Genomic DNA, 22,260 nt, shown 5'->3' with positions numbered 1-22,260 from the left:
GTTAAAACCATCGCTCATTCCGGCACGACGAACTCTGTCACTTCCCGCCCACCGGCATCCAGCTGAAACACCCGCGCCGGGCGCCCTTGCTCATCAAAGAACACCTGCCCCAACCCCGCACCATTCCACAGCCGTTCCCCCGCCTTGCTATGGCTGGGCGTACGCGGCACCACCTCCATCTCCCGCCGCTTGGTAAACCAGTTGAGCGGCGAGCGTGGTGAATACAGCCAACGGTTCAGCCGGTCGAGCACATCGAGCAGGCGCCTGGGGAACTCGTTCTTGATGCCGCTGCTGGTGATCTGCCACAAGTGCGGGCTGCGCTGGCGATGGCGAATCAGTACTTCATACACGAACGAATAGTGCACATCACCGGAGAGCACCACGTAATGCCCCGGCGTGCGCGAATGGCGGAAGATATTCAGAATTACCTGCGCGGCGCCGCGGTGGGCCATCCAGTTCTCGGCATCCACCAGCAACGGGTAGCCCAGCCAGCTAAACACCTTCTGCACGGTTTCGATCAGTTTTACCCCGAAGATCGGCGCGGGTGACACGATAATCGCCGACGGATGATCGAGCAGCGCCTGCTGCAGCTCGCTCAGCGCTTCCCAGTCGAGTAGGCCGGATGGCTTGGCCAGGCTGCTTTCGCTGCGCCAGCGGCGGGTGCGGGTGTCGAGCACCAGCAACGGCGGGTTGCTGGGCAAGCTGTACTGCCAACCCTGGAACTTCAACGCTTGGCCGATCAGTTCGTCCTGTGCCTGGCTGTCCAGCGTTGTACCTGTCAGCACCTGGCAGCGCTCTACCAGCCCCGCGCAGCCATCGGGGTCGTTGCCCCAGGCCTGGCACAGCAAGTAGCCCAGCAACGCGTTGCCGATGATGCGCCGTGAGAAGGGGTGGCCATAGGCGGTTTCTTCCCACTGTGCCGAGAGGTTCCAGTCGTCGGTGATGTCGTGGTCATCGAAGATCATCAGGCACGGCAGGTGGGCCATTACCCGTGCCACCTGGCCCAGGTTGCTGGCGAAGACCTCGATCAGTGGCAGCTCTTGCCGATACCGCGCCTGGCGCTCCTCAGTGAGCCCAGGGGGCATGTCCAGGTTCACCAGGCGCCAGGGCTCGGGTGACCACACCAGCAGGTACATGGCCATGACTTCAGCGAAGGTAACCAGGTGGTTGTCGGCGTTGCTGGACGAGAAGATCGGCTTGCGTTTGCCGCCGAAAAAGCGCTCACGCAAGCTTTCGTTCTGTTCTTGGGCCGGCAGCAGGTCCGCACGGTGGTAATAGCTTGCCGGATGCTGGTACAGCGCTGTGCTGTCGGCCACCACCGCGCCATCGAGCTGTTCGTCGAACAGCCTCAGGCGCTCGATCAGGCTATGGATGGCCCGCAGCATGGGGCCGGCAACATCGTCGGCATACACCTGGTCACCGCTCATCAGTAGCACGGCAGGGCGCTGTTCGGGCTGTTCGCACTGTGCCAGCAAACGGTCGGCGCAGAGCAGGCCATCCGCGGCAGGGTGGTGCGGCTTGCGACAAGAACCATGCAATAAATGGTCGAGGCGGTCCCGCAGCACAAAGCTTGGGCGCTGGCAGCCTGGGTAGAGCAGGTGGGGTGCCCACTCGGCGATGCCCTGGCCATCGATGCGCAGGTCGTAGCCCAGCGCCTGGTTGCAAGGGAGGGGCTGGGCGAAGTGGATATCCAGCAAGTGGATAAACGCGTGCTGGCCTATCGGGATAACTTGGCAAGTGGCGTTGGCTGTACACGCTGCGCCGTCCAGGGTGAATTCGGGTTGCAAGGGTTGCGTGGCGACCAGCCAGATGGCCAGACGCTGGGGCTCTAGCCGGCGCAGTACCGGGCCGGCAAGAACGAGGGGTAGGGATGAGGTCATCAACAGCTCTGTTGGCTAGACAGCCCATCCACGCGTGCAGCGACAGCACTGCACCGGTGGCAGCGGGCTTGCCCGCGAATAGGCCATCGAATTCAAAATACCTCTGAAGCCTGGCGCTGTTCAGCGCCAAACCAAAAACGGGCGGAAAATGCTGAACATTTCCCGCCCGTCAGGCAAACCTAATATGTATCAGGCTTTTTCAGCCATAAGTTTCTCCAGCTTCTCCTGATCGCGGGCGAACTGGCGAATACCCTCGGCCAGCTTCTCGGTGCCCATGGCATCTTCGTTCATCGCCCAGCGGAACTGGCTTTCGCTCAATACCTGCTTGGCCTCGCCAGCGTTGCCCGGTTTGAGCACGCGCGGCAGCTCGCCCTGATCTTCGCTCAGTTGCTGCAGCAGCTCGGGGCTGATGGTCAGGCGATCACAGCCTGCCAGCTGCTCGATCTGGCCGATGTTGCGGAAGCTGGCGCCCATGACCACGGTGTCGTAGCCATTGGTCTTGTAGTAGTCGTAGATGCGCGTGACCGATTGCACGCCCGGGTCCTCGGCGCCCACGTACTCCTTGCCGGTGCTTTTCTTGTACCAGTCGTAGATACGGCCCACGAACGGCGAAATCAGGAACACCCCGGCATCGGCGCAGGCCTGAGCCTGGGCGAAGGAGAACAGCAGGGTGAGGTTGGTCTGGATGCCTTCCTTCTCCAGCTTCTCGGCGGCGCGGATGCCTTCCCACGTGGAGGCCAGCTTGATCAGCACGCGGTCTTTGCCGACCCCAGCTTTGTCGTACAGCGCGATCAACTGGCGGGCCTTGGCCAGCAGGGCCGGTTCATCGAACGACAGGCGGGCATCCACTTCGGTGGAGATTCGCCCAGGGATGGCCTTCAGTATGCCCGAACCCACCGCCACCGCGAACTTGTCGCAGGCCAGATCCACATCGCCATTGGCATCGCCCTTCACCTGCTTGAGCAGTTCGGTATAGCCGGGCATGGCAGCCGCCTTGAGCAGCAGCGACGGGTTGGTGGTGGCATCGACCGGTTTCAGACGGGTGATGGCGTCCAGGTCCCCGGTGTCTGCGACCACGGTGGTGAACTGTTTGAGTTGTTCCAGCTTGGAGGTCATGGGCGTGCTCTGTCCTGTGCAATGACTCGACATTACCCGAGCCCCGGCGGCCGCTCAAGGCCCGTCGAAGCCGGGCGTGCAAAGCGGCCTTGCCGGGGCATCGGGCCGGTCGGAAAGGGCTGCGAAAGGTGATCATTCGAGTCCCCTCCCGCCGCGAGGTTCCCAAGTCTGCTGGACTATCTGCTTTTCAGCGCTTCGCCCAAGGTGCCGGATTCCCCTTCCTGGAGCCGTTTGCCGTCTGGCATGATGATTTCCAGCGTGGTCCCCGCAGGGCGCGGTGCTGGCTGTGCCGCCCGCGCCTGCGCCTTCCTCGCTTCAACCCTGCGCTCGATCATGGTCGGGTACTGCGAGGCCACCAACAGGATGATGGCGACCGGAACAAAAATCGCCAGTGCCACGCCCCAGGTGCTCTGTGAGCGAGTGCGCCTTTTCAACGCCCCTCCATCAGTTCCGCCGCTTGATCAAACACCGCCAACGGCTCCGCCGCCTTGTGAATATCCGCCGACAGCAACTGCCGGAACCGCCGCGCGCCCTTGAACCCCTGGGCCAGCCCCAGAATATGCCGGGTGATGTGATGCATTGCCCCACCACTTTCCATATGCGCCACGATATAAGGCCGCAGCAGTGCCAACGCCTCGCTGCGGCTGACCACCGGCGCCTCGCTGCCAAACAATTGCTGGTCCACGTCGGCCAGCAGGTAAGGGTTGTGGTACGCCTCACGCCCCAGCATCACCCCGTCGAACGTCTCAAGGTGCGCCTGGCATTGCGCCAAGGTCTTGATTCCCCCGTTGAGCACAAATTCCAGGTCCGGGAAGTCCGCCTTCAACTGCGCCGCCACGTCATAGCGCAACGGCGGCACCTCACGGTTCTCCTTGGGCGACAGCCCCTCAAGAATCGCAATTCGCGCATGCACGGTAAAACTCCGGCACCCGGCCTCACGCACCTGGCCGACGAAGTCGCACAGCTCGGCATAGCTGTCACGGCCATTGATGCCGATGCGGTGCTTCACCGTCACCGGCGTCGAAACCGCATCCCGCATGGCCTTCACGCAATCGGCCACCAGCGCCGGGTGGGCCATCAGGCAGGCGCCGATCATGTTGTTCTGCACCCGGTCGCTCGGGCAGCCGACGTTGAGGTTGACCTCGTCGTAGCCGGCCTCTTCGGCCAGGCGCGCGCAGGCCGCCAGGTCAGCCGGCACGCTGCCACCCAGTTGCAGGGCCAGCGGGTGCTCGGACACGTCGTGACGCAGGAAACGGTGGGCGTCGTTGTGCAGCAGGGCGCCGGTGGTGACCATTTCGGTGTAGAGCAAGGTGTGCTTGGAGAGCAGGCGCAGGAAGAAGCGGCAGTGGCGGTCTGTCCAATCCATCATGGGTGCAACGCTGAAGCGGCGTGACGGCTCAGGGCGCGTGGTTTTTGGCTTGTAGCCTGATTTTGCGGTCATTTCGTTCAACGTGTTTTGTACCAATTTTCGGGGGTTTTGGGGCGTTTTTACCAAGCGCTTGGTACAATGTACCAACCGACAGACGACGTGTACCAATCTCAGATGGCAACGATCAGAACGCGTAAAAAGGCCGATGGCAGCAGCAGCTACCTCGTCCAGATCCGCATTAATCGCGACAAGGTGACAGTCTACCAAGAGAGCCAAACGTTCGCCCGCAAACAGGCTGCAGTGGCCTGGGCGAAGCGACGGGAAACCGAGCTGTCTGAGCCTGGTGCTATCGAGCGCGCCAACCGGGTAGGGCACACGGTCAAACATATGATCGACCGTTACCTGGTCGAGGCAGAGAAAGCCCGGCCTCTGGGCGAGACCAAGCGACGCACGTTGAACGCCATCAAGAACAGCTACCTGGGTGAGATGGTCGATTCCGACATCAGCCAGCAGGTGCTGGTGGACTATGCCCTATGGCGTATGAGCCCCGCAGGCGGTGGCATCAAACCGCAGACAGCTGGCAACGACCTGGCTCACCTGGGTTCAGTGTTGTCGCTTGCTAGGGCAGCGTGGGAGTACGAGATCAACCCCCAAGCTATGCCCGACGCACGCCTTGTCCTGAAACGCCTCGGCTACAACATGAAGAGCCGGGAGCGGGATCGCAGGCCAACCCTTGAAGAACTCGACAAGGTGCTTGAGCACTTTTTCGAGATGCTTGCACGACGTCCGACTGTCATTCACATGCCGAAGGTCGTGGCGTTTGCCATCTTTTCTACGCGTCGTATGGACGAGATCGCTCGCATCATGTGGGAGGATCTGGATGAGCACCGCCAAGCGGTGAAGGTGCGGGACATGAAGAACCCTGGTCAGAAGATCGGCAACGATGTTTGGTGCCATCTGCCGGATGAGGCGTGGGCGATCGTGCAAAGCATGCCGCGTCAGTGCGCTGAGATCTTCCCTTACAACACCGACTCAATCGGCACGGCCTGGTCCAGGGCGTGCAAGATGGTTGGCGTTGAGGACCTGCATTTTCACGATCTGCGCCACGAAGGTGTGAGCCGGTTGTTCGAAATGGATTGGGATATCCCGCGCGTATCGAGTGTTTCCGGCCATCGTGACTGGAACTCGCTACGGCGTTATACCCATCTGAGGGGGCGTGGCGATCGATATATGGAATGGACTTGGTTAGACCGGATTATCCAGGCCCCAGTCACCCTCGGCGCCCGAGTTGAGTAGTTGGTTGGGGATGCGCAGAATTGACCATCACTTGTACTCGTCGTGACTGGTCGGTTGCATCGACCTGATCAGTCCATTGGATGGTTTGATTGGCAGCCAGCGGCCATGATCTGCCCTGCGCCTAACACCCCCTTGGGTCGGGCCATATGTTAGGAGTGGCCGCTTTCGACCCAAAGCTGCCGGTCAGCACCGGCAGAAGTGGCCAAATGCAGTCATGGGATGAACTAGAATATCCGCGTGCTTTACGGCGGCCATACTAATTACCAGAATGAGATGACAATGAAAATCAACTACCGCGATGTGCGTGAACCGCACTGGTCCAGCAGCGAATGCTCCTCTATCAATTGCCAGGTCTTCTTTGAGCACCTCGGGCAAGAAGTGCCTTTTACGGCCTCCCCGTTAGACTCAGAACCCCACGGGAGAGAAATATTCGAGCGATGCGTATCCGGTGAGTTCGGCAATGTAGCTCCGGCGAAACTCGACGCACCGTCACTAGTACATGAAGAATTACATCCGCCAGCCTTACCTGTCGGGTGGCACGATATCCATGAGTTTCTCGAAGAGGCCAATCGCGAGAACGCCAGCGGTACTGAGAGAGGGCTTGTTCTCGTCTGGGCGTCAATGGTGGATGAAATGCTATGTCGGCTACTAGAGCAATTTCTCGTTGAAAGCACCATTACGAAGGACATGCTTCGTGGAGGCAGCGGACCGCTCTTTGCCTTTTCAGCTCGAACGAAGGCAGCTTTCTCACTCGGTCTTATTTCGAAAGATGAACTACAAGCAATTGAGGTAGTGCGAGCAATTCGGAACAGCTTTGCACACAAGCTAGGAATTTCACTCGCAGACACCTCCTTGCACGACAAATGTAAAGACCTTTACCGAAAGACCTTTAACGACAATTACACCTTTGATGCGAAACACTATTACTCGCAAGCTTGCACCAGGCTGCTAATTATACTAAGTGGCAGGATTGCATCTATTGCACAGAACCGCCGTCTAGAGCATACAGATCCTAGGCCAATTTATGAGCGTTAACTTGACCTCGCTTGCCAACAAGATGACTTTTCGCTGATTTGGTAGATGCCACGATTAGTCGGCTTTGGCCGTTCTTTGCTCGCCGCCACCGGCCGCTTTGGGTCGATTGCGGCCGCTCGCGACCGTCCGCTTTCGACCCGTAGCCGCCGTTGGTAGAGGGTGGCAAACGGCCAGTTTCAGCCACCCCGGGTTGAATTAAAGTTTTTCGCGATCTCCAGCTAGGAACACAGGCAGCCACAAAAGCAGGAATCGACTTCTGTACAAAAACCAACTTAACGCCTGCAGCAAGATTTGCTACAAACAATCTAATTTGTCCCCCCTTTCTCGGAGGTCTTTTCCTGCTTCAATAGCTCATCAAAGTCTATGCCGAATCGTGACTCTAACTTTTCAAGAGCGTGTTTGATTCCTCGCATAATGTAAAGCTCATTCGCCCCAAAAGCATAGTGAGCAGAACTAAAACGATTTTCGCCGAGAATGCAGTATGCTATTTCCCCGCTAGAGCTCATCGTGAACGGGAGCTTTCCTCTGTATTTCTCGCGCTCGCCTTCAGCATTGGTGAAACGAACTGGGTAGCGAAAATCTCTACCTTCCCCCTCCCAAGACCCACCAGGCCCGAAGTTCTGAATATTGCCATTGTAGCATTCGCTTCCTATCTCAAACTCGATCTCGTGCAACAACCTGTAAAAGTCAAAAGTCCTTTTTTTCATGAGTTTTCTCTAACATCAATTTTTGATTAGGCTAGTGGCCTGCCAAAGACGCAGACTGAGATAGTAGGCCAGTGCAGGCTCCATAGTCCAGGAAACTACGTTGGTGCTGAATGAATCCCTTGCCGACGTCCGTGACCGGCCGATAGAGGATGGTCGCGACTTACAAGGGTGAGCGGATGGCGCACTCGGGCAGCGTTACCCGATTTCAATTGATGTGGGCTGGCGTGCAATCACGGAATTTCGCGGAACCGCCCCATCCGGGTCTCAGTAGGTCGCGGATGTCTATTGAAATAGAGATGACGAAGCAAGGGTGATTGAAGTGCACCTGTCTGGGCAGCCCCCTGAAGAGTTCAATAGGCATCAGCGCATGTATATCGAGTCAGGCGTTAAATCGCTATGGTTGGCGTCTAGACTCAATCGAAGCAGGCTCGAACCTTCTTTTATTCTTTCAGCCTTCGAGCTTGAAATGATCAGCGATATATCTATACCAATGATTAAGAAATTTGAGGTGCCGCTACCGAAGCTCGTGAGTTTCGTGCTATCTGGGCGGCCAAGATGGAAAAGAGCAATTTACCTTGCTATACGCGGAAGATGTGTGTTGGAGTTGCAATGTGGCGATACGCAAGGTTCGTGGCTTGAGACGGTTCGACGCGGAGGAAATCACTGATAAACTTCTCCTTGATGCGAAAATGCTGTCGGATATCCGGGGTGTCATTGGTAGCGATGCGCTAAGGGATTTAGGTTTGTGTGTTATTAAATTTTCCGAAAGTGAATCAGAGGATCTTGTCCTGCCATTGAACTGCAATACATGCCGCACACTGCGGGGTTCTCGAGAACAATTGGGCGCGCATGGTAAGGAAAAGTGAAAATTCAAAATTTTTTGAAGTTATTTGTACAGTCCCAAGAAAGAGCAGTGGCCATTGGGGAATTCTACCAAATGCAACTAAGGGATTCGATACCGGCTTGAAGTCTCTGACAGGCGCTGCCTGGCTTAAACGTTAGTGAGTGACGGCTTTCAACCCAGAGCTGCCTGTCGTTTCGATCAGGCAGCGATTCAACGCAGGCGTTTAAGGTGCCATAGGTTCGGTGCAAGAGATTGTCCCTCAACAGTTTTCATCAGGGGAAGTCGCACCTTGGCTCGTCCGCCAATGCGGAATCCCCCCAAGTAGGGGGATACAGCCCCACCTGACGATGAACGAAGTATCGGCTTCTTCGGTCTGAGTCATTATCAGGAGGTCGACTGGCCATTCGGTCCAAAGTTCACGACACATTTGATAAATCAAAATGCCGTCCTCCTGCGTCTCGCACACGACTAACAGATCGACATCGCTGAAGTGTTTTGTGCTCAAAAAAAATGACCCGAAGCCGAACCATCTTGCATTAGAGACGGATGATTCGGTCAGATCTATAACCTTCGTGAGGCATTGCAGCAACTGTGCAACACTCATGGAGTGTGTAGCCTGCGGTAGAAATCATTCCTCTGATCGTACAACTCAATGCCCATGGATTTTGCGGCGTCGTACGCTTCGGGTGTAGGCCCGCCATTGGGGTTGGTCGCAAAAATTATCGAGACTTGACCGTGCTGAGCAACTGCCGCTCGAATCATGACACCTGTCAGTTCATAATCATTCAAACCGGCAATCAGAAGGGGCTCGCCGTTTTTGCGGTGGAACTCATAAATCAAGTCAGTAATACGCACCAATTTATGCAAATTTTTGTGCTGGGACAGTATCGTCTTGAAGTATTTAGTTTCTGCGTGCTCATAGTCATTGAGAGGCTCCTCATCTCGTCGGCCACTGATGGCGCCCATCAAGTGTTTCACAGGGCCAAAAGCAACTCCCTTATCTTGCAGAAGGTGGATTGCTGAGCCTTGCCATACTCCGACCTTCGGAATATTCGCTATGAACTCGACTCTTGGATCTGCATCGAGCAATCTTTGGATATCTGATGCTTCAACCTTGTTTATCGAGAGTACACCTACCCGCACAGGGGGGAATTTTTCCGTGTGCACTAGGAACGAATATGGAGTGACGGTCTCCACTCGTTGTACAACTTCAGTCATTCTGGCAATCATGCTGCTGGCAAAATTTGTGTTGTCCTGAGGGCTCCGTGCCATCGTCTTATCTCATCATCTCGTTCATTTTGATCGGAAACCGACTCTGGGCTCCGGCAGGGATTTTGGCAATATGTCGAGCTTCAAGGTCATAAACATGCTGCCTGAACAACTCCAGTGTAACTTCCTCTTCCTCAGTCATAAGTCGGGTATTCGCATCGAGGATGCTAAGGACGCGACGAGAATTAGGTATGATCTGCTCGACCATTTTTAGCTTCCATTGGGACGCCTCTTCCGCCTCAGGATTGTAGCGATACTCCAACTCAGGATTCAGTTGCTGATGGATCATCCGATTCTGAAGCATCAGTGGCCTGATTGCCAAAAAGGTTTCCTCTCGTGTCGAAAACTTTTGGGCTCCAAAAAGCTGCGCGAGCTTTCGTTCGTGCTGCTGCTTCCACCCAATGACCGTGCCATCTGGGAAATCTTGCGGTGCTTTGTCGATCATCGTATGACATGTAGGGCACAGCAGAATTAGATTTTCAAAGGCTCCGCGCTCTTCTGCTGACATAGCAGGGTTTGCACGCGGCCCATCGTTATTGGCCGCAAAAATGTGGGCCATTTCAGCGAGGTGGATTACCTTGGTTCCGGTATCTCGAAACAAGGGGGTGGTGCACCCTGGCCGCTGGCAGTAGCCAGCAGACGAAGCAAAGAGCCTTTTTTCTGTCAGCTTATCCGGTGCTGCTTTGCCGCGAGAACACGCCACGATGCCATCCTTTAGATTTGATGCCGGTCTAAATAGCCAGTGGATCCGCGGCGCGCGAGTGGTTCCGAAAATCACACAAGCGAACAAATATAAGCGATCAATAATACAAACACTAGTGAGGCCGCAGGCCCCCTCTGCGAAGGGGCTCGCGTCGACAGAGGACTGCGATGAGTTTTTCCGTCGCATTGTCGATGGGATGATATTGCGCCCGGAACAAGGAAACTCTACGGAGCATTGGTAGTACCGCTTTTGGACGATTACTGCCCTTTGCAAGAGTCCGCTATGGGTCGATAGCCGCCGATCGTAGGCGGCCATCGACGCAAGGTGGCCAAGGTGAATTCGACTGGGCGGAAGGGTGGGATGTAGCGGTTTGTTCCGGGCGGACGGCTGACACTGATCAAGTGCGATGAAATCTCCGTATCAGTCTGCGCGTCACCTCCTATTCAATTGCGCACACTCTTTGCGCGCAGCATCCCGCTGCTGGTCCAGGTAGAGAGCCAGATCGGCAATGTGTATGCCTCGGGCGCTTTTCTGGCTTGGTTCTAGTCGGGTGATGGGCAGCTTGATTTCCCCCGCCAGCACCTTGCGTTGGAATACGAGCGGCGTGAGGTGCGTGAAGTAGTCAGCGCATACCTGGTCGAGCGAGATAATCGCCATGCCGTTGTACTGCGCCATCAAAACAAAGGCTGTGTTCACGCGTGACCCTCCTGTTCCTGCGAATTTGTCTCTGCGTTGCTGGGGCGAGCGGATTGCCGACCCTCATTGAACTGGCTTCGCGCCTGTTTGCTGGCAAGGTTGAACAATTCGTCGGCGGTAACCGGCGCTACGGACTGCTCGAAGTTGCGCACTGCCTCAAACCGAGTTCGGTACAGCCCGGCCTGGCCGAGCCACGCGACGGCGTGATACTCGGCGTCGGATACGGGGCAAGGTGTCGCAAGGCGCTCGCCTTGAGAGCCGAGTTTGCACTTCTTGCAGATGTGATAACCGCCGTCGTAAGGGTCCACTGTTTCCCAGAGATGCTTGTGCGTGGTTATGCGGCCATCAACGAGGCAGCTTCGTTGGATAACGGTGGTCATGCTGCAGCCTCCGCAGTCGGTGCCGTGGCTGGGGTGCCGCGCAACTGGGCGTGAATGCGCTTGGCGAGCGAATCAACACAGAGCGCCTGTGCTGTGGCCAGGCTCGCCTGTTGATCCGACTTCAAGGCTTTCATGGTGCGATGAGCGAGCTGCAGTGTTTCGCCGACCTTCGTCAGCAGCTCGTAATCGGCCCTGGTCACCGGCATGCCAGTGTAGGACATGATTCGCTCCTCGAGCTCGCTGATGGTGAGCTTGAGGTTTGCCGTGGTCTTGAGGTGCTTGCGCTGGTCGGCTTCGCGTTGTACGGCGAGTTCCGCCAGTTCTTCGTTAAGCGTTTTGATGCGCTGGGCATGCGTGGCATTGCGTTCCGCCAAGCCAATTTCCTTGCCTTCTTCACGTGCCCGGCGACGGGCTCCAGCGAGCAAGTAGGGCAGGATCGCCAAGATGAAGAGTAAGACGATCCCGGCGCTGAGTGCGTATTGGAAGGGTTGCATGTGCTGTGCTCCGAACTGCCCGCCATCGGTGTAAGTGAGAGGTCGACGGCGAGCTGGTTGCCCCTGTAGACCGGGGCCGTCTGGTTTAAGCCGTCTGCTTCGCTTCTTCCGCCTGGCTGTCGAGGTAGTCAGCGAGGTCGTGGAGGTAGATCACGTGTTGTGCCTTTGCTGAGTTGTGCAGCTTTTTGAGACTCAGCTTGATCCGGCCTTTATTGATCAGCTCCCTGAAGCGGCGGTCAGTACCGATGTGGGAGAAGTAGTGCTCACGCGCCTGGCCCGGCAGTACGACAGCACCGCCAAGGTGGCCGAGGGCAAGCTGCTGGTCATGCCTCGGCAGGGTGGCAAGACCACAACCGGCAAGTCGCTGCTGGTCGTGACCATCAACAAGACGGACGTCGCCCGGTACCAGTTCCGTCTAGGAGATCGCAGCACGCAAAAGGCTGTGAAGACCCAGCATCAGGACCAGAAAACCGGTGCCTTGAAGGTGGTGCAGCTGGACAACGGCGAGTCGCCCGATGGTCTGCCTCCGGTCCACACCGACCGCCATATCTACCCCAACAAGACCGCCGCCGAGCAGGCCGCCAAGGCGCGGCTGGCCGCGTTCAACCGCAGCACCGCTGCCGTGCGTCTGGAGATGGCCGGGCGTACCGACCTGTTTGCCGAGTGCTCGATCAACGCCCAGGGCTTCAAGGTCGGGCTCGATGGCGAGTACCTGGTGGATGCCGTCGAGCAGGTGTTTACCCAATCCGGGTGGACGACGACGGTCGAGTGCAACGGCGGCAAGAAGGGCAAGGCCAAGGCCTCGGGCAAGAAGAAGAAAGAACAAAAGCCGCTCAGGGTTGAGCAGCTGTAACCCCACGGCCGCACGCGGCTATCACTGGAGAACGCAATGGCTATCTCGGTTCAACAACTGCAACAAATCCTCCCCAACGCCGGCCGCAAAGCCGGCGTTTTCATTCCGGGCCTCAACGCCACGATGGGCAAGTACTCGATCATCACCCCCAAGCGCATGGCGGCATTCCTTGCCCAGGTCGGCCATGAGTCTGGGCAGCTGCTGTATGTGCGTGAGCTCGGTAACGATGCCTACCTGGCCAAGTACGACACGGGGCGCCTGGCGCAGTGCCTCGGCAACACCCCGGCGGCTGATGGCGATGGTCAGCGGTACCGTGGCCGTGGGCTTATCCAGATCACAGGCCGCGACAACTACGAGGCCTGCAGCGAAGCGCTGTTCGGTGACAGTCGCTTGCTCAACACCCCCGACCTGCTCGAGCAGCCCGTCTACGCCTCGCTGTCGGCCGGCTGGTTCTGGCAGCGGGCGGGGCTTAACACCCTGGCTGACAAGGTGCTGCAGGCCGATGACTCGGTTTTCGAGTCGATCACCCGCCGCATCAATGGGGGCCTGAATGGGTTGAATGATCGCCAGGCGCTCTATAAGCGAGCGCTTGAGGTGCTGCAGTAATGTCGCTGAATTGGCGTATCGCCTTGTTGGCCGCTGCGGTCGGGCTCTATGCCGGCGGCCGTGGCGCCTGGGTGTGGCAGGCCAGCGAGTATGGGCGGCAGCTTGCTGACCAGGCCGCTGGTTACGTTCGGCAGTTGGCCGACAAGGAGCAAACCTATCATCGCGAGCGTGAAGAGGCTGCAGCTGCAGCCCTGGATCAGTTGGCGAAGCAGCAGACCCAGCGCCAAGCCCTGGAGGTTCGCCTGCAGGAGCAGGGCAAAACACATTGGCAGGAAATGAACGATGCTCAAAAAACTCAAGCTCGCCTGCGTGACCGGCTTGCTACCGCTGATCTGCGGTTGTCAGTCCTTGTCGACGCCGGAGCCTTCGCCGCCCAGGGTTGTGACGGTGGGGTGCGAGAAACCGCCGGCACCGGAGGCCTGGTACATGGCGCCGTACGCGCCCAACTTGACCCAGCGCATGCTCAACGAATTATCGCCATCACAGACGACGGCGACCGGGGACTTCTAGCATTGACTGCATGCCAAGCCTACGTTAAGGCGATTTCAAGTCCCTAAGGCTATGAACGCTTCATAGGCGCGATAAGTTCCGTACCCAAATAAACACAACGACGTCAAACCGAGAAGTACTGAGGCGATTTGCAATGAAACGCCAGCACGGGTTCGCCATTTTCCCTCTTCAGAATAAAGCAATTGAGTGAGGTAAGTCAGGCCCGACGATATGGTTGATAGGAAAGCTCCGACTACAAATATAGTCAGCGGTGCTGCAAATAGAGGAATGTTGAGTCGGCTGACATCCGCGAGTTTTCCGATGAAAGCTAGCAAGGCTACTGCTGCGCCTCCATTCAAGAGGACAATCGCCCGGAGGGCATTCTGGCCTGTCTGAATTACAGACTTGAACATTTCCAGGTCGGCGGAGTGGTTGTACTTCTCTTTCTCAACTTCAGACTGGAGATACGCCTTAAGACGCTCTATCAGAATGCTTTCACTTTCCTCACTTGCACTGTTGATAAACTTATCAAGGCCTGACGTGAGGGTCTCTATGCTGACAGAGTCTTGGCCCTGCGCTGCGAAGTTTTCGATTTCGACTTTGAGTTGCTTAGCGAATTCTTTAGCACTCATCAAAACTCCCCAATCTTCGCTAAAAAAATGAAAAGGAGCGGGCCTGGTTGGATGCGCCAACATCCGCCCAGGTCCACCGAACCCGCAGACCTTTCCTGCAAGTCCAGCCGTGGCTCCTGCCTTGTGCACAAAGCCCGGCGAGCCTATCACCTGTTCATCTATACAGTAAAGACTTGCATACCTATGAGCTCTCCTATCATTCCCTGGATGGGTGGCAAACGCCGCCTAGCCGACCGCTTGATCCCTCTCTTTCCCCCTCACGAATGCTATGTCGAAGTCTTCGCCGGTGGTGCCGCGTTGTTCTTCATGCGTCCCCAGCCCGCCCCGGTGGAGGTGCTGAACGATCTCAACGGTGACCTGGTCACCCTTTATCGCGTTGTGCAGAACCACCTGGAGGAGTTTGTGCGCCAGTTTAAGTGGGCCCTCAGCTCCCGCCAGATCTTCGAGTGGCAGAAGATGACGCGCCCTGAAACGCTAACCGATATCCAGCGCGCCGCTCGGTTCTTCTACCTGCAGCAGCATGCCTTCGGCGGCAAGGTCACCGGGCAGACGTTTGGTACCGCGACCACAGGGCCGGCCATCAACCTGCTGCGAATCGAGGAGAATTTATCCGCCGCGTGGCAACGCCTGGCTGGTACCTATGTTGAGAATTTGTCCTGGCTCGCCTGCGCCGAGCGCTATGATCGAGCGCATACCTTCTTCTACATGGACCCGCCGTATTGGCAGACCGCCGGCTACGGCGTCGACTTCCCCTTCGAGGAGTACGAGCGCATGGCTGACTTCATGCGCCGGTGCAAGGGCAAGGTGATGGTCAGCATCAATGACCACCCGGACATCCGGCGCGTCTTCGAAGGCTTCCACTTCGAGTATCTGGATATCCGCTACACCAACACAAACCAGCGGCAGTGCAGGGCTGAGGTGACGGGCGAACTTGTGATCATGAACTGGCGGCCAGCTGCGCTGGGCGGCTTGTTCTAACCATTGATGCAACCGACGGGGCCGTAAGCAGTGTAACTAGCGCGTTGATATGGCTCCGTTCATTTTTGTTAGCACTTCCAGAGGCTGCAGTATCTAGCCGATTTCAGCAACGCTGCCTACATCCTAGGGCTAAGCACCAAGGGTTACAGGCATTGGTGGTTGATTGTTGTTATCCAAGTGTATAGCAGTCTTTGGGGGATATTTGGATAAGGTCGGATTCGGTGATGTTAATGTTCAAGTTGTTCGCTCTAAATAGGGCTTCGACTTTGGTTTTAAGGTTTTTATTTGAAAGCTCATCCTCTAGACCTAGTTCGGTGCCAAAGCGCTCCATGTGTAAGCTCCGCGTTTTGTAAATTTTACTGGGAGGTGGGGGTGCCAAAATGACTCTATGAATAAAGCTATTGAGGTCTTTGAGTTTGAGTTGTTGATTGTCTTGGTTGTTTATCGTGCTTTGGTCGTGTTTATGGGAGAACTTAATGTCGTTGCTCTCCGGCCAAAGCATAAAGCGAACCTCGTTTTCGTAACTGAAATGTAGCGCTTTAGAAAAGTATGGGCGCATCACCAAGTCATCTTCATGGAAGTGCGAGGTTCGATGGTCGATGTATTCGACTTTTCGAATTGTGAGGTTGTATCCCTCGGGTAACTCTAGATTGTCTACGATTGCACCTGCAGTGGTTTCGATGCAGACTGAGTTTCCTATGGTTTCTGCGCATTCCTGGCAACCTTTGTCATGGCGGCAGTTGCTGCCGGAGCTTCCATAAAGTTGCCACATTGCTTGGCATTCGTGCCCTAAGTCTGTCCAGCAATTTGCATAAAGCCATGAGCTAATGTTTTTTAAGAATGCGTCGCCATCTAATTTTTTTTGAGTTCCAAGAATAGAAGGAAAGGTGTTCTCAAAAATTTCAGTTTCAGACTTTCTTAGAGCTTGTGTTTCTTCTTCGGTGCGAGGGGAGACGCTTGGCCATCTTTGCATGGCTAAATCGAAAATAGATAGGGAATTGCTGATATTGTGGTAGTTTCGTCTGTTGATGCCGCCTTCCAGATGATCCTCGAATTTGTCGAATCTTGAGAAGTAGAGGGATTGATTCTTTATTAGGCGTTCAAAGTTTTGAAAGGACAAATAGCGTTTTACGGTTGTGTCTCTGGGTATTTCAATTTTTACTTGCCCCATTCTAGTGCTCCAGAAGTCGACGGTAAATTATGTGACTTGTTAATTGCGTGCGGCAGTGCGGCAGCCTTGGCATGCAAAGCTAGCATAGTCCAAAAAAGACGGTTGCTGAAGGTCCATGTTAGGCGAGTGTTTGCCAGTCGAAAATTATGAGTCGGGATTTCATGGCAAACATGGGAGATTGGAGTGGTTGTTGTACCCGGCTACTTGGAGCGCATGATTATTACCTGCAGCTTAGCTGGGGAGCAGCCGGCTTGGTCACGGTTGCGTGTCGCTAGCCAGCTCGGCCAATCGCTGGCTTGCGATGTTGTCGACAAGGATCTCGATGCGCTCGATGTCGGGACGAGCCAGTACGCGTCCCATGTCCAAGCCGAGACAAACGCCCTGGGCGTTGGCCTGTGCGATCAGGCAATTAACAGGGCTACTGGCAGCTTCGATCGATGCGAGAACCAGGTTAAGGCGCATCTGAATATCCGGTGGTAGCAATAGGCCGGGTGCCAGTTTGCCGCTACGGAAGCAGTAGCGCTGGGTCATGACTGGCTACTCAAGTTGGTGGTGGTCGTCGCGGCTGCGCGGGTCTTTCGTCGCCCCGCGACAGTTCTCACCCTTGAGTGGCGGGTGGCCGGGGAAAAACACCAAGCCTTCAGCCTCAAGAGCAAATGCCAGCGCCTGCATGCTGACTGGGTTGAGTTGTGCACCGTTCTCAAGCCGCTGGATGGCTTGAGGGGTAACGCCGGATGCTGAGCTGAGATCGCCGATCTTCCAGCCCAGTAGATTACGGGCAGGGGCGCAATGAACGTCCCTAAAACTGAGTGGCAAGTAATCCATAAGCCACGCGATTACTTCGGTCTGTTCCTCGTCCAAGTTGAGGCGAAGCGGGTACTGATCAAGATCGTGGGAGGTCATGGCAATACCGTCCTATGCTGTATATCCAGACAGTATAGGCGAGGCGAATATCTTGGCAAAGGCTACGACACAATGGGGCAGAAATGGGGCAAACCGCACGCCATTTCATGCCAATCTATGCCAGTGCAAACCGTAGTGCCTGAATGTGAAAAGGCGCCCAAGTCCCTGTGCTACGGGGATTGGGCGCCTTTTTTGGGGTCTACTGCAGCACAATTGGTGTGTGTAAAGAGCGTAAGCTCTCCTTAGGCCGGTTCTTGATCAGTAGGATCTGGTGTCAAGCCTAGGATATCAATGACTGAATCCGCAATATCAGGGCTGATCTCGGTTACCCATTTGTTAACAAGCGACAAATAGAAGGCGTTAACGTCGTCGTCCGAAATGATCCACCGAATTTGATTGTTATCAATTGCTGCTTGGAACAACCGTTCCGCATCGTCTTTTGTCAACTGATCTAGATAGCGCGTGGCATTTGCTACCGCCCAGTGAGTAGTAGAAAAGCTTCCGCTTCCTTCTAATTCCGATATCGCCTCATCTACTGGTTCGCGTGGAAGCTGGGGGGCTGCAGGTGGCGGGAGCGGATTATCAGTATCTACCTCTGGAGCTGGCTCTTCGTGGGCTGGTGGTGGCTCAGCGGCTTCCGCCGCAGGCTCTTGTACCTCAGCCTGCGGCTCTTCAATGTTTTCGGGTTGAGACTGAAGGTTTTTGTAATATTCAACAACTTCACTTATAGTTTTGAATACCGTCAACTTCCCTTGATTTTTCGTCTCACTCCACTCATCGGAAAGAAACGATAAGGGGCGTATAGTTTTGTCTGTTGTCAAAGGTGAAGCATAATCTCCGTCTTTTGAGATTATGAATAAGTCTTCGTTTGGGGTGCGGGCGAGAAGTGTCTCCCAGATATAGCGGTCCCCGATATTTCCCGCCTTGCCTGGGGGGTTGCCTTTGTGCATTCTAACAATGGCCTGATTGTACAGTTCATCGTCTTCGGGATGGCGAGTGGCTCTTTCAAATAGCTTCGTTATTTTTGTGTCAACTTCTAGCTGGTTGCTCAATGCAAGAGATGCAGCGTTGGCTATCAAGAGTTTTTTTGCTTGTTTTGCACTTTTTATCGCTTCGTCATACTGTCGAGCAGCTTCTGTGCCGCGCATATGATGCGGGACGCCTGTCGGGAGTTGAGCGTTATTGAAGTTGTTTATTGCGAATTGAAGTTTTGACTCTCTGTTGCGCTTAAGTTCGTTCTCGACTTGCTTTGGCAAATGGAGTGTTATCGCATCAGGAGAGACAAGCTCAGTGAGTTCGTCGAGTATTTCGAGTTTGTCGTCTGAAAATTCATAGAAGTTCAGTAGGATGTTAGTATCAATGAATACCTGTAAAGCCGGCATCTGAGATGGTCCTTCAGCAAGATGGTGAGCCGACATGGCGAGTGTTGAGCTTAAAAGGTAATCGTCCGTGACGACAAGAGAGATCGTGTGAGAGAAAGGCTCTCAAACGTTGAGGATGGTACAGAATTGGTACAGGGCTCAATGCTATGGCATAGAGGTCTTGAAATTCGCGGCGTTGGGGGAAACTATGCCCAATCCATCACATGGAGCTTAGCCACTGTCCATTCTCGATTCTGGTGCGAGGATATGAGGCAGGGGGTTGCTTGTGGGAAGATCCACTTCCGACCCAGAGCTGACAGTGGCTAAAGGCAGCATTCGGCCAAAAGTAGTCTATCGAGACCATTAGCTATCGCAACCCAAGGTTGACAGAAAAGTATTCTGGCCTCGCCCTACCGTAAAACTCACAAACCGAGCGCCAACGCTGCAAGCTTCGCCACCTCAAGGGGGGCATCCGGCTCAATGTCGTCCTCGAGCATCCAGGCTGCTGACAACCCCGCCCATGCGAGCACCCACTGCAACAACCTGTGGCGATCAATTTCGGAGGCGTGTGCCACGACCCCTATACGGCGCTCGAAACACCCTGGAGCCAAAGCGCTTTTGCTATCCGGATTGCAGAAAATATTCGCGTAATCGAAGCCGCGCTCACCGTACAGTCCCTTAGGATCGATAGCGAGCCATCCCTTGGCGCCAAAGTCCAAGACATTTCCGTGATGGATGTCGCCATGCAGTACCGTGACTTCGCGAGGTGCGCCTAAAAGTTGGCGGGCGGTTTCTGCACACTGTTCAAAGACTCCTCTGTGCGTTGCCGCTGCGCTCCATAAGGCTTCGAACCGGTTAACCAGGGGGACCAAAGCAGGCAGCGGTTTTGTACTTGGTATGTGGAGGCGGCGGACCACCGAACAGATAATACGAGTAGCCTCGTCGTCCTGGCCGCAGCTCACCATGTGCGCCAGGGAGACCGAGCCGTTCGCACGCTCCATGAGTAAGGCCTCACCGTCATGTGCCAGCACTGGAGCTGCTCCTTCACCGTCCCACCAAGCCATGAGCAGATTGCCTGCCCGCTCTTCCAGCGCTTGCGAAATTTTGAGCATGGCTGGTAGGCCGTGGTGGCGAACGGGCAGTAGATGTCCATTCAGCGAGGCGAAAGCATCACCGTCGATGGTCAGTTCCCATCGTTTCAAGTATTGATCAAACATGAATTCATTAACTTTCGCACTTTCCGGAGCAGCATTATGAATGATTGAGACGTGAGACTAAACGTCTGGTTTTGGCGGGCTGCTGCCTTCTCCGACCGGCCGCTTTGGGTCGTTAGCTGCCGCAACGTCCGTTGACCGTGGATGAAAACTCGAGTAGGGGGTGGTTCAAAATTGGTAAGAGAAGGCGGTGGTTGCTCTGTAACCTTTTGCTTTAAAGGGGCTGCCATTAATTGGTCCAATCCATCACGGATTTGGGGGCTAATTTCTGCATCCATGGCAGCAGTCGAGCAAAGCAGACGCAGATCTGAGCGGGTAGACTCTTGGGTGACCCATTGGAATTGCGCGAGGCCCAAGTGTGGACGGAGTGGTAAAAATCCGCAGAGCATGTGTAGACGATGCTGAGGTGTTAGGAGTGATTGGTCCTGCTGCTTATGCAGCGTCCTATCATTACCTATGGAATGACTGCGTAGCTTTAGCCCATCAACTCGATACCTTTAGTACGTCAGCATTTTTGATGCTGCTGCGACAAGCTGAATCAAGGCTTTGGGTAGCCGAGGTTGCTGGGGTTGTGGTTGGATTCTTAACCATGATGGTTGACTCTCGAAACCCGATCACGCACGAATGCGGGGGAGCGGAGATTTCTAGGATCTATCTTCTACCGGGCAGTCAGAAGTCGGGGTTAGGGTTTCGACTTGTGTCTGCAGCAATCGAGCACGCGAAAGAGTTAGGGCTGACGCACGTATGGCTGGATGTAATGGCGTCTGCAGTAAATGCAAGAAACGCCTATCTCAAGTGGGGCTTTTCAGAGATAGGAAGTAAAAATTTTCCTCGTCAAGTCAAAGCGGAGTATTCTTAAATGGTTGTACTGAGGATGGACCTCCGTACCAGCGTCTCGTAGTGGCGCCTGGTCTCAAAGTGTAGTCGTACCTTTCGCTGTCGACCTCTGAACGAAAAGTGGTAGGTTACAGCTCGGCGCTAACAGGTGAAGTGGTAAAAAATTGGTACACAGTCTGATGATGATCAACAGAGGCCTTTAAAATTAAGGCTTACAGCGTGTGTGCGTCCAATCCATCACCGAAAAGGCTGATAGTTTCGTATGATTGGCAGCAACCGACCCGAAGTGGTCGCTGGTCCACTCCAGGCATTCATGTGCCGTATTTTAATTGTGCTGGATATCGTATCCGAGCCCAGTTTCTCTGCAACGCAGTCGCTCGACTGTGGAAAGTCTAACTTAGTTAGACCTATATAGTTCGCGCTCAATCTCCCCTTTGTAGAACCGGGTATGGCCGCCTTTTGATGGGAAGAGGCGGCGGAAAAATCAGCGGGGATAGATCATCTTACGATTGCCCGATTGAGCGTGGCTTGGTGTTTTATGATCCAGGCTGCACTGCGCGCTCTCCACGATATACCCCAGAGCGGATCAATCTCTTGGCTATCCATCGTCACCCGCGCCGCAATTGCTTCGTTCGCGGCACTGAAAATGGCAAAGTCCCTCACTTTATCAATGAAACCAGCGCGTTGAGAACGGGGGACACCATATCCATCGAGTAGCAACCGCATTTGATGAGCACGGACTTCAATCGAGGGCAGCCCCTGCTTTTCAGCGATGTCGTCATCTACTAACTGAGCGTTTAGCCAGCAGGCTTGTGCGAGTTCGATCAATGGGTCAACGGGGCCAGCCTCTTCCCAATCAATGAGCGCAAACGGTAACTGATTACGACATACGATATTCCAAGGGCCCGTATCGCAATGGCCTATTACTGAAGGGGTACCCAACCCGCGGCCAAACCATGGACGCCATTGAGCGTTATCTGGAGGTACAAAAGTATTAGTCGCCAGGTGCAACTCTCTCAGTATGCGTCCCAGGAGCGGTAGGGCTTCATCTTCCCAAGGCTTAGGATGGACAAAATCACCATCCAAAAACGAAACCATTTCCCGTCCTTTGGAATCGAGGCCGGTACCTACCAGTCTTGGCGAGTATTCGAAGCCGACTCGCTCCAAATGCTCGAGCAGCGCAACGGTTGTCATTGACCAAGGAGTAGGTGCGCGGAAAACAACATCTCCCTTCTTCGTTACCAAAGATCTGCCCCCACCCTGAAGAATAGTCTCCAATTCGTCCAAAACTTTTACCTTCTAAGTTAACAGCATCTGTCCAGGTTACGAAAAACTGGACAGGTTAACCCAATGAGTAATCTCGGCTTCTGGCCAGTTGATGTGGTTAAAACCGTAATAACACGTCCATCGTTGAGATCGGAAGAGCA

At 55.1% G+C, this 22,260-nt stretch carries 24 protein-coding genes and 1 pseudogene; 7 read left to right on the top strand and 18 right to left on the bottom strand.

Annotation, left to right across the window (positions count from 1 at the left end):
- Positions 1 to 14: 14 nt before the first annotated feature.
- The 4 genes from NP534_RS08265 to dusA form a co-directional block, all read right to left on the bottom strand.
- Positions 15 to 1,880 carry an alkaline phosphatase D family protein gene (locus NP534_RS08265; RefSeq protein ID WP_274098415.1) on the bottom strand — a complete coding sequence of 622 codons (1,866 nt, stop codon included), beginning with the start codon at positions 1,878 to 1,880 and terminating at the stop codon, positions 15 to 17.
- 189 nt (positions 1,881 to 2,069) lie between these two features.
- Positions 2,070 to 2,996 (bottom strand): transaldolase, encoded by a 927-nt coding sequence (tal, locus tag NP534_RS08260; protein ID WP_274098414.1) that lies wholly within the window; start codon positions 2,994 to 2,996, stop codon positions 2,070 to 2,072.
- A 176-nt stretch (positions 2,997 to 3,172) separates the two neighbouring features.
- Positions 3,173 to 3,394: a hypothetical protein gene (locus tag NP534_RS08255; protein WP_274098413.1), complete on the bottom strand. Its 222-nt coding sequence runs from the start codon at positions 3,392 to 3,394 to the stop codon at positions 3,173 to 3,175.
- 32 nt (positions 3,395 to 3,426) lie between these two features.
- Positions 3,427 to 4,437, bottom strand: a complete 1,011-nt coding sequence (dusA, locus tag NP534_RS08250; RefSeq protein ID WP_274098412.1) for a tRNA dihydrouridine(20/20a) synthase DusA — start codon at positions 4,435 to 4,437, stop codon at positions 3,427 to 3,429.
- Positions 4,438 to 4,539: 102 nt separating this feature from the next.
- Here dusA and NP534_RS08245 point away from each other — a divergent pair, with 102 nt between their 5' ends.
- Both NP534_RS08245 and NP534_RS08240 read left to right on the top strand, forming a co-directional pair.
- Positions 4,540 to 5,661, top strand: coding sequence for a site-specific integrase (locus tag NP534_RS08245; RefSeq protein ID WP_274098428.1), 1,122 nt, complete (start codon positions 4,540 to 4,542; stop codon positions 5,659 to 5,661).
- A 279-nt stretch (positions 5,662 to 5,940) separates the two neighbouring features.
- On the top strand, positions 5,941 to 6,696 hold the full coding sequence (locus tag NP534_RS08240; protein WP_274098411.1) for a hypothetical protein: 756 nt from the start codon (positions 5,941 to 5,943) through the stop codon (positions 6,694 to 6,696).
- 305 nt (positions 6,697 to 7,001) lie between these two features.
- On the opposite strand, the gene NP534_RS08235 is transcribed toward NP534_RS08240, so the two are convergent.
- The 7 genes from NP534_RS08235 to NP534_RS08205 form a co-directional block, all read right to left on the bottom strand.
- Entirely contained in the window at positions 7,002 to 7,403 is a 402-nt protein-coding gene (locus NP534_RS08235) for a hypothetical protein (RefSeq protein ID WP_274098410.1), read from the bottom strand.
- Positions 7,404 to 8,847: 1,444 nt separating this feature from the next.
- On the bottom strand, positions 8,848 to 9,465 hold the full coding sequence (locus tag NP534_RS08230; protein WP_274098409.1) for a hypothetical protein: 618 nt from the start codon (positions 9,463 to 9,465) through the stop codon (positions 8,848 to 8,850).
- A 58-nt stretch (positions 9,466 to 9,523) separates the two neighbouring features.
- Positions 9,524 to 10,219 (bottom strand): HNH endonuclease, encoded by a 696-nt coding sequence (locus NP534_RS08225; protein WP_274098408.1) that lies wholly within the window; start codon positions 10,217 to 10,219, stop codon positions 9,524 to 9,526.
- A 432-nt stretch (positions 10,220 to 10,651) separates the two neighbouring features.
- Entirely contained in the window at positions 10,652 to 10,915 is a 264-nt protein-coding gene (locus NP534_RS08220) for a pyocin activator PrtN family protein (RefSeq protein WP_227696918.1), read from the bottom strand.
- Complete coding sequence (locus NP534_RS08215) at positions 10,912 to 11,295, bottom strand: hypothetical protein (RefSeq protein ID WP_274098407.1); 384 nt, start codon at positions 11,293 to 11,295, stop codon at positions 10,912 to 10,914. Before NP534_RS08215 ends, NP534_RS08220 begins: the two co-directional genes overlap by 4 nt.
- Positions 11,292 to 11,789, bottom strand: coding sequence for a hypothetical protein (locus tag NP534_RS08210; protein WP_274098406.1), 498 nt, complete (start codon positions 11,787 to 11,789; stop codon positions 11,292 to 11,294). The genes NP534_RS08215 and NP534_RS08210 overlap by 4 nt, the downstream gene beginning before the upstream one ends.
- Positions 11,790 to 11,874: 85 nt before the next feature.
- On the bottom strand, positions 11,875 to 12,072 hold the full coding sequence (locus NP534_RS08205; protein WP_274098427.1) for a pyocin activator PrtN family protein: 198 nt from the start codon (positions 12,070 to 12,072) through the stop codon (positions 11,875 to 11,877).
- Between NP534_RS08205 and NP534_RS08200 the strand changes: the two are divergent.
- The 3 genes and pseudogenes from NP534_RS08200 to NP534_RS08190 all read left to right on the top strand — a co-directional run.
- Positions 12,052 to 12,642, top strand: a pseudogene (locus NP534_RS08200) (phage late control D family protein); the annotation flags it as partial. The gene NP534_RS08205 and the pseudogene NP534_RS08200 sit on opposite strands and share 21 nt — an antisense overlap.
- A gap of 36 nt (positions 12,643 to 12,678) precedes the next feature.
- Positions 12,679 to 13,248, top strand: coding sequence for a glycoside hydrolase family 19 protein (locus NP534_RS08195; RefSeq protein ID WP_274098405.1), 570 nt, complete (start codon positions 12,679 to 12,681; stop codon positions 13,246 to 13,248).
- Positions 13,248 to 13,805 carry a lysis system i-spanin subunit Rz gene (locus NP534_RS08190; protein ID WP_274098404.1) on the top strand — a complete coding sequence of 186 codons (558 nt, stop codon included), beginning with the start codon at positions 13,248 to 13,250 and terminating at the stop codon, positions 13,803 to 13,805. The genes NP534_RS08195 and NP534_RS08190 overlap by 1 nt, the downstream gene beginning before the upstream one ends.
- Here the strand turns inward: NP534_RS08190 and NP534_RS08185 are convergent.
- The gene (locus NP534_RS08185) at positions 13,794 to 14,369 is read right to left on the bottom strand and encodes a hypothetical protein (protein ID WP_274098403.1); all 576 of its coding nucleotides are present in this window, start codon (positions 14,367 to 14,369) and stop codon (positions 13,794 to 13,796) included. The two genes, NP534_RS08190 and NP534_RS08185, sit on opposite strands and share 12 nt — an antisense overlap.
- 183 nt (positions 14,370 to 14,552) lie before the next feature.
- Here NP534_RS08185 and NP534_RS08180 point away from each other — a divergent pair, with 183 nt between their 5' ends.
- Complete coding sequence (locus NP534_RS08180; protein WP_274098402.1) at positions 14,553 to 15,347, top strand: DNA adenine methylase; 795 nt, start codon at positions 14,553 to 14,555, stop codon at positions 15,345 to 15,347.
- Positions 15,348 to 15,516: 169 nt separating this feature from the next.
- On the opposite strand, the gene NP534_RS08175 is transcribed toward NP534_RS08180, so the two are convergent.
- From NP534_RS08175 to NP534_RS08155, 5 genes are all read right to left on the bottom strand, one after another.
- Positions 15,517 to 16,518 (bottom strand): hypothetical protein, encoded by a 1,002-nt coding sequence (locus tag NP534_RS08175; RefSeq protein ID WP_274098401.1) that lies wholly within the window; start codon positions 16,516 to 16,518, stop codon positions 15,517 to 15,519.
- A gap of 255 nt (positions 16,519 to 16,773) precedes the next feature.
- On the bottom strand, positions 16,774 to 17,049 hold the full coding sequence (locus NP534_RS08170; RefSeq protein WP_274098400.1) for a hypothetical protein: 276 nt from the start codon (positions 17,047 to 17,049) through the stop codon (positions 16,774 to 16,776).
- Positions 17,050 to 17,055: 6 nt separating this feature from the next.
- Entirely contained in the window at positions 17,056 to 17,421 is a 366-nt protein-coding gene (locus tag NP534_RS08165) for a helix-turn-helix domain-containing protein (RefSeq protein WP_274098399.1), read from the bottom strand.
- A 242-nt stretch (positions 17,422 to 17,663) separates the two neighbouring features.
- Positions 17,664 to 18,803: a PIN domain-containing protein gene (locus NP534_RS08160; RefSeq protein WP_274098398.1), complete on the bottom strand. Its 1,140-nt coding sequence runs from the start codon at positions 18,801 to 18,803 to the stop codon at positions 17,664 to 17,666.
- A 401-nt stretch (positions 18,804 to 19,204) separates the two neighbouring features.
- Positions 19,205 to 19,999 (bottom strand): aminoglycoside phosphotransferase family protein, encoded by a 795-nt coding sequence (locus NP534_RS08155; protein WP_053152181.1) that lies wholly within the window; start codon positions 19,997 to 19,999, stop codon positions 19,205 to 19,207.
- A gap of 412 nt (positions 20,000 to 20,411) precedes the next feature.
- Here NP534_RS08155 and NP534_RS08150 point away from each other — a divergent pair, with 412 nt between their 5' ends.
- On the top strand, positions 20,412 to 20,855 hold the full coding sequence (locus tag NP534_RS08150) for a GNAT family N-acetyltransferase (protein WP_274098397.1): 444 nt from the start codon (positions 20,412 to 20,414) through the stop codon (positions 20,853 to 20,855).
- Between the two features lie 476 nt (positions 20,856 to 21,331).
- On the opposite strand, the gene NP534_RS08145 is transcribed toward NP534_RS08150, so the two are convergent.
- Complete coding sequence (locus tag NP534_RS08145) at positions 21,332 to 22,120, bottom strand: phosphotransferase (RefSeq protein ID WP_081007142.1); 789 nt, start codon at positions 22,118 to 22,120, stop codon at positions 21,332 to 21,334.
- Positions 22,121 to 22,260: the final 140 nt, after the last annotated feature.

The organism is Pseudomonas sp. 39004 (assembly GCF_028682155.1).
In the GTDB taxonomy this organism is placed as follows: Bacteria; Pseudomonadota; Gammaproteobacteria; order Pseudomonadales; family Pseudomonadaceae; genus Aquipseudomonas; species Aquipseudomonas capeferrum.
This window is presented reverse-complemented; position numbering and strand designations above follow the sequence as displayed.